Genomic DNA, 829 nt, shown 5'->3' on the forward strand with positions numbered 1-829 from the left:
GGCCACCGCGCGGCGCAGCCGGTCGGTGGCGCCGGCCGCTGTGATCCCGCGGGCCGCTTCGAGGGCCACCGGGGCGATCAGCAGGATGCCCACGGGCCGGCACAACCCGGCGAACAGCCCACAGGCGGCGGCGAGTTCCCATCGCCGGGTACGGATCCCGGCGAACACACCGACGGCCAGCAGCCCCCACAACGCCTCGGTGTAGCCCATGACCAGCACGAACGCGGGCGGAGCCAGCGAGGCCAGCCAGATCACACGGGAAACCGCCGCGGGGTCGAAGCCCTCGTGACGAGCCAGCCGGGCAAGCGCCGTCACAAAGGCGAACGCGATCAGGTTCACCAGCACGACCAGGGCGACACCGGTGCCGGTGTGCCCGCCGAGCCCGGGCAGCACCGTGACGGCGCGCACGAGCAGCGGCAACAGGGGAAAGAACCGCAGGCTCTGCTCGCCGGACCCGGCGTATCCGTGCTCGGCGATACCCGAGTACCAGCCCGCGTCCCAGCCGAGCAGGCCGGTCAGCGTCAGCCCCATGCCGGTGTCCGCGCCGCTGCCGCTGCCCATGCCGGTGCCGCTGGCGGGACGGGCACCGTCCAGTTGTCCGCTGACGTAGTGGGCCAGCGCGTACGCGGCGCCTGTCACGATGCGTGCGGCCAGCCAGGCGAGGGCGACCTCACGCAGAGGCAGCTCATGCCAGCCATGCCAGCCGTGCCACCGGTGCCACCGGTGTCTGATCGTGGCGAGCCGGGGAGCCCGGCCGGGTGGGCGCTCGGGCAGGACGGCGGCCTCCCGCCGGGACGCCGTGAGCGTACGGTGAGCAATCGTCAACGTA

Annotated in this window: 1 protein-coding gene; it reads right to left on the minus strand. The window is 73.3% G+C overall.

What is annotated here, in order from left to right:
- Positions 1–829 (minus strand): mannosyltransferase family protein (locus tag DD1DGNOD_RS14285; RefSeq protein WP_346434321.1); only part of this gene is annotated, 829 nt, incomplete at both ends.

Origin of the sequence: Candidatus Protofrankia californiensis, assembly GCF_900634765.1 — a bacterium.
Taxonomy (GTDB): domain Bacteria; phylum Actinomycetota; class Actinomycetes; order Frankiales; family Frankiaceae; genus Protofrankia; species Protofrankia californiensis.